Consider the following 5,816-nt stretch of genomic DNA (forward strand, 5'->3'; position numbering starts at 1 on the left):
ATTACTAATTTGACAAGAATTATGATGCTTGATTTCTTAATCATTGCATTTTAGTAACCAACGAAAATATAAGATGTGTGGAAAATTTCAGGACAATAAAAAATTGACACATCATCTCTATCAAGAAACTTAAAAAAGGCACATGAAATTATGAACACCTCTGTAGAAGCTTCTTTAGATACAACATTAGCAGGACAATCAGATCATTTTAAACAGAAAGTTCTTGACGTAGTAAGACGTTCTGGTATCAATCCTAAAGACCCATTGTTTTTGGTATTAAGTTCCCTGGGTAAATTTGAGGTCTTAATGGAAGACATTCCCGGTAAACTTAATACTGTAGTCGAGGGTTGGACAACAGAAATAGATGACAAACTTGATAAAGCATCAAGTGTAGCCATTGTTCAACAAAAAAGTGCGATCGCTAAAGCAGCATCAACCTTGTTAAGTAAAACCGAGCAAAAAAAAGCTAGATCCGTCTTTAGTCCTTTAATAGCAACTACCCTAGTATTATCTGGTATGTTTGGTGTTGTTATGCTGGCTGGTAATATATTTTTTATTTGGAAAGGTAGAGGGTTAACAGAACCAGTTCGCTTAACTGGAGAAGAACAAGAAACTTTGAATTGGGCCAAGTCAAAAGACGGAGAATTTGCTCGTCAAATTATGAAATGGAACGATTTTGATTTGAGTGTTTGTCGAGCCAAAAAAGCTCAATTAAAAGGGAGATGTATGATTTGGGTTGTGAATAATGACGAGCGACAACGTTATCTAGATCAATTAAATCAAAAGTCAAAATCAAGCCGTTAAACTGATTTGATCCATTTCAGGACTATCTATCAGTCCTTCTACAATTGCTTTCGTGGCAGCTTGAGCGCGGTTTTGACAATCGAGTTTAGTTAAAATGCGATGGACATGAGACCTCACAGTACCTACACTCAAAAAAAGTTTGTCGGCAATTTGATTATTTCTATCACCAATAGCAATCATTTGCAAAATCTCTAATTCCCTAGAACTAAGCGAATATTGCCGGGACACTCGTTTTATTTTTAGACTGGGAGTAATTACTAATTGTTGAAATTGCAAATTTTGAATTAATATTTTAGCGATGGCAGAATCTAACCAATTTCCTCCTTTGTGTGTCAGATAAATAGCTTCTGCTAACTTTTCTTTGGCTATCGTGCTTGTGCAATATGAATCTGTACCTGCTGCGAAAGCTTCTCTAACAGAATCTTCCATAGCTTGAGCATTAAAAATCACTATTTTAGTGATTGGTGATACTTGTTTAATTTGTCTTATGACTTCAAAACCACTATCGTCTGGAAGACGCAGATTAACAAGAGCTATATGTGGAGTATAAGTTTTTATTAGTTTGAGTCCTTCTGATGCTGTTTCAGCTTCCCCACAAATCTCGATATCATGAGCAGCAGTAAGTAACACATTGATACCATATCTACTCAACTCATGGTCATCGATAATTACTGTTTTTATCATCTGATTTACCTCCTACTTAGGTTGGATTATCGGATTTTTCAGAATTATTAGTGATGATCTTGAAAAATGGTAACTAATAGCGGAGTTGAATTAGATACAATACAAAATCGAAACAGGGGCATAACACCGAAAGTAAATACAAATCTTATTTATGCCACGTCCCTACAATATCTTGTATCCCAACAATAACCACTATATTTCTGAGGTGGGAACATGAAAAATTTAATTTTCTAATAATTATTCAATAATTTATTTTTAACAGTGATCTGCATCACAGTTAAAACAGCTAGTACGAGTTGGCGTAAATACACATACTTTTTTAAGTCTTGCAAGCAACCAAATTTTTATAGCTTTTAATGGTTATCTTATTTACGCCGTGCTGTATTAGTCTTAATCTATTATGTATAAATGTTTTACTAAACTTGTACAAAAATATACATGAATTGACTCTTATAAACTCAGTAAATTGAAGATTATATCTATACAACCTTAATTTTATACCTTTTGATAGGGGTGCAATTGAAAGAGCTAAGTATAATATATTTATTATTCATGCTCTTTTTATTTTCTGTTCATGCTGTTTTTGCTGCTAAGAAGTTCGCACTTTTAGAGATTACATCCAAAATATCTGCTGGTTCAAGCAGAGTAATTTGTGCCAAAACTTCCTGTTTAATATCCTCTACAGGACGATTTTTAAGATTTCTGGCATAATTCAATGTACTATTTTCGCAACATTCACGGTAGCTAGATAAAGATATATGACCATCCAAGTACTGTTGCAACAATTCGCTATCTCCACCACTCACTCTTGCCAGACGAAAGAAATTTTTAGAGTCAGCTTCAGGAACAACTTTTGCTTTTAACCACCGATATACAGTTGTGGCATCAACTCCTATTCTTTCAGCTAACTTTTTTTGAGTCCAGCCTTCTTGTAGTAACTGTTCAATTAACTGAGCTAATCGTTTTTGACGTTCTTGCATAGTAGAAAACCTGGTTCTACCAGTTATAAAATTTACTTTTTATCCCACTTTATATTTATCTGATTACGTTGGCGGATTCAAATGATTGATGTCTAATCGCTGAATTGGGTTTACAGTAAGGATATTGGATTAAATAACCTGTAATTTCTCGGTTATTGTTTTGGTGTATGACAAGAAACCTCAAACAACATTTGACACTTTATGAAATCCACGATTCTAACCGCTACATAAAGCTTTTAGATTTTTGTGATCCATTCACCAACGGTCTGCTTATCTTGGCATAAGAGTTTCGCAAGGCTCAAAGTGGATAAGACTTGCTTACTCATTTTATTCACTAATTTAAGACTAAATCTCTTTCCTTTACAAGAGTTTGAGAAAAATAATCTGAAGAAGTGCTGACAACAAGCAGATCAAACATTTTGGATCACATCAGAAAATAAATTATTAAGAAATAATAAGTAATCATGCAACTTAAACTGCATTATGCAACCATAATTATTGCAGGGTGCAGAAGTTACAAAATGTACTTTAGAAAGCATCCGTCAACAAACAAGGTGTCATCGCTACCAAAGGAAAGTTATGACGTATATGACGGACTTCAATCAAACTTCTATTAGTGGAGGAGAAAACCAAATAAGGTCATCCTCTAATTCTACCGTCTTTTTGGATACACAAAATTTTACTTTTATCCAAGACCAAGATAGTGATCCAATCGGTTTGGAGACTAACTCTGAAAAAAATCAGGCTGATAGTCAAAACCTATCAAATATGGAACATCAGCCCAATGAAACTGATAGCTTACCTGGTGGAAAACGCTCTGGTGTGGAGGAGGAATCAGCCATAGCCCTAGAATTAGGTACTTTGGAAAGCAGAATTGAAAAGGGTTTAAGAGCTTTTTGGGACATCGGACAATCTTTGGGTCAAATTCGAGATAAACAGCTTTATCGGCAAAGTTACAAAACCTTTGATGAATATTGCCTTAACCGTTGGGAGATGTCCCGACGATCTGCTTATCGCTTGATACAAGCTGCATTGGTTTATGAAAATGTGACCCGTGGATCACAAAGTTTTGTAAATGTGACCCGTGGATCACAAAATCCTGAAACTATAACTTGTGGATCACAAAGTTTTGTAAATGTGACCCATGGATCACAAAATCAAATTCTGCCTACGAACGAACGCCAAATCAGACCCTTAGTAACATTACCCCCAGAAAAACAACGCGAAGCTTGGGCTAAAGCAGTTTCTACAGCCCCCAATGGAAAAGTTACATCTGATCACGTTGCCCAAGTAGCCAGAGAGTACCACCGAGAGAACTCAGCAAATAAATCTAGGCAAAAGCATTCTTTTGAACAACAACACCAATCAACTGATAATTCTAACCGTAGTTGCTGGAATTGCCGTCATTCTAGTCAAGAGTTGATCAAAGATGATCACCAAAGTTTTTATTGCGATCGCCTGGGTAAGTTAAGTTTTGTTGAGAAAGACGGCAACGAAAGGGGTGCAGAATGTGAATACTGGACTTACCGCTTTGGAGAATCATCGGAAGTCAGAAATAATTTAGTCCCCTTACGAGAAACTTTCAACCTGACTTTACAACTGCCAGCATACTTGCAACCATTAATACAAGATGCTGCTAAAAAGTCAGATTTAGCAGTAATGGAATGGGTAGCAAAACTTGTGGAAGAGGCAATTTCCAAAAAGAATGCTCTTCAAAATAGAGATATTCACCAAAATTTTATAGACATTACAGTTTCAGAAGTTGCCTGATATTCAGGAATTTTAAGCCAAAAGAAACTATTTGGGGTAAATAGAACTGGCAATAAAAATAAAACTTTCTAATAAATTACGTGGCGTAACCATAGCTTAATCAGAATTAATACAAAAAGATCGTTTGTTGGAACTGGGTAGTTAAGTTCAATACCTTCGCCAAAATCCTGAAACCCTATTGATATGGTCAAGATTTTATTGGCTTTGGGATTTATATTTGGCCAATTTGCGAAGGTATTGTAAGTTGCAAGTCTTATAAATTTAGCAATTCATTAATACAAATTTTAAAGATGTATGGGTTTTTCTTATATACCCATATATCTGTCATATTCACAGGTAAGTTTTATCAGTATTGGCAGCGAAATGCAACTTCTGATCAGGTCAACATTTGGTAATTTGGGGGAGGACAGTTTTGGTATCAATAGGAGAGAATAGTAAGAGGCATTCCAAACCTGAATTATCAGGCTGCCAACTAGGAATCGCTGGTCTACAAATACCGCAGAAACCAAAAGCTACTAAACGATTTAGGAAAGCTAAAAACCTTCCTTTCACAGAACAACCACTATTTATAAACAATAACTACGAGATGACAGCTACAGGTGCGCCAATTATTAGTGCTACCCAAGCATACCTTAAACAACCCGATTGGAATAAATATAGTGATGGCAAGCTTTACTTCTCAAAAGAATTTGGTAAAGGTCGTTATATCGAGTTCTACATACTTCACCAACAAGCACATCAACCACAATATATTTTAGACAGTGCAGAATATCAAATCCTGGAAAAGTATGGTGTAATGGCTGCTAGATTACACGCAATATTTGCTACTTATGCTGCACAACAAAAAGAACCTTGGAAAGAGCCTTTTATCCTGCGTGGTTCAGAACTAATTAAGACGCTACAAATATATAAAAGTAAAAAACTCAGTAAATCACAAAAACTCAAAGCTATAGCAGATTTGGCTATGGTTGTGGGTACTTTGGGAGCAGTTATTCAATGGTACGAAGGCGATTTAAATATTTGTATTAAAGAACGTTGCTTACTTTGGATGGTAAGTGTACAGGAATATAGTCAACCAAATTTATTTCAAGAACCAGAAGATTTATTAGAAGTTATTATTCGTGTACAACCCGGATTGTGGACTTATAATTTTCTCAATGCTGAAGGAGAAAAATCAAAAACTGCCCTCTATCAATGTGGGTTTATGCCTAAGCAAGTCTTTGATTTAGATCCACATCAACATAAATTAGCCTTCAGCCTAGCTTTGTACATTATTCAAAATAGTCGCGCTCATAAAAATGGTACTTACACAATTCATAATTTATTGAGTAATATCTTACCAGCTTCTCAAATTGAGAAGGCAGTGAGTGATTATCGGTATGGTTGGCGATTAAAAGAAGATTTAGAAGAAGCTTTTCTGCTATTAAAAGATAAGGTTAATATGACGATTGAATTTGATGATATAACCTACCCAATGTGGTTAAGACCTTTGTGGGCAATGCCAGATGAAATAGCTAATTTATCTGCTAAGGAGAGAAATCAGCAGCTACTAGGAAATAAAAAGTTACCAGATAATTA

At 35.3% G+C, this 5,816-nt stretch carries 5 protein-coding genes; 3 read left to right on the plus strand and 2 right to left on the minus strand.

The genetic code is table 11. The features are described from left to right. The first annotated feature begins 150 nt into the window (after nt 1-150). Entirely contained in the window at nt 151-804 is a 654-nt protein-coding gene (locus tag IQ228_RS19415; RefSeq protein ID WP_193964009.1) for a DUF6753 family protein, read from the plus strand. On the opposite strand, the gene IQ228_RS19420 is transcribed toward IQ228_RS19415, so the two are convergent. Continuing rightward, nucleotides 793-1,488 carry a LuxR C-terminal-related transcriptional regulator gene (locus IQ228_RS19420; protein WP_193964011.1) on the minus strand — a complete coding sequence of 232 codons (696 nt, stop codon included), beginning with the start codon at nt 1,486-1,488 and terminating at the stop codon, nt 793-795. The genes IQ228_RS19415 and IQ228_RS19420 overlap by 12 nt on opposite strands. Nucleotides 1,489-2,060: 572 nt before the next feature. After that, complete coding sequence (locus tag IQ228_RS19425; RefSeq protein ID WP_370566913.1) at nt 2,061-2,495, minus strand: helix-turn-helix domain-containing protein; 435 nt, start codon at nt 2,493-2,495, stop codon at nt 2,061-2,063. Between the two features lie 561 nt (nt 2,496-3,056). Here IQ228_RS19425 and IQ228_RS19430 point away from each other — a divergent pair. Both IQ228_RS19430 and IQ228_RS19435 read left to right on the plus strand, forming a co-directional pair. Continuing rightward, nucleotides 3,057-4,238, plus strand: a complete 1,182-nt coding sequence (locus IQ228_RS19430; protein WP_228043960.1) for a hypothetical protein — start codon at nt 3,057-3,059, stop codon at nt 4,236-4,238. Nucleotides 4,239-4,650: 412 nt separating this feature from the next. After that, nucleotides 4,651-5,816, plus strand: a 1,166-nt coding sequence (locus IQ228_RS19435) for an XRE family transcriptional regulator (protein ID WP_193964016.1), incomplete at its 3' end; no start/stop codon positions are given.

The organism is Dolichospermum sp. LEGE 00246 (genome assembly GCF_015207865.1).
GTDB classification, from domain to species: Bacteria; Cyanobacteriota; Cyanobacteriia; order Cyanobacteriales; family Nostocaceae; genus Dolichospermum; species Dolichospermum heterosporum.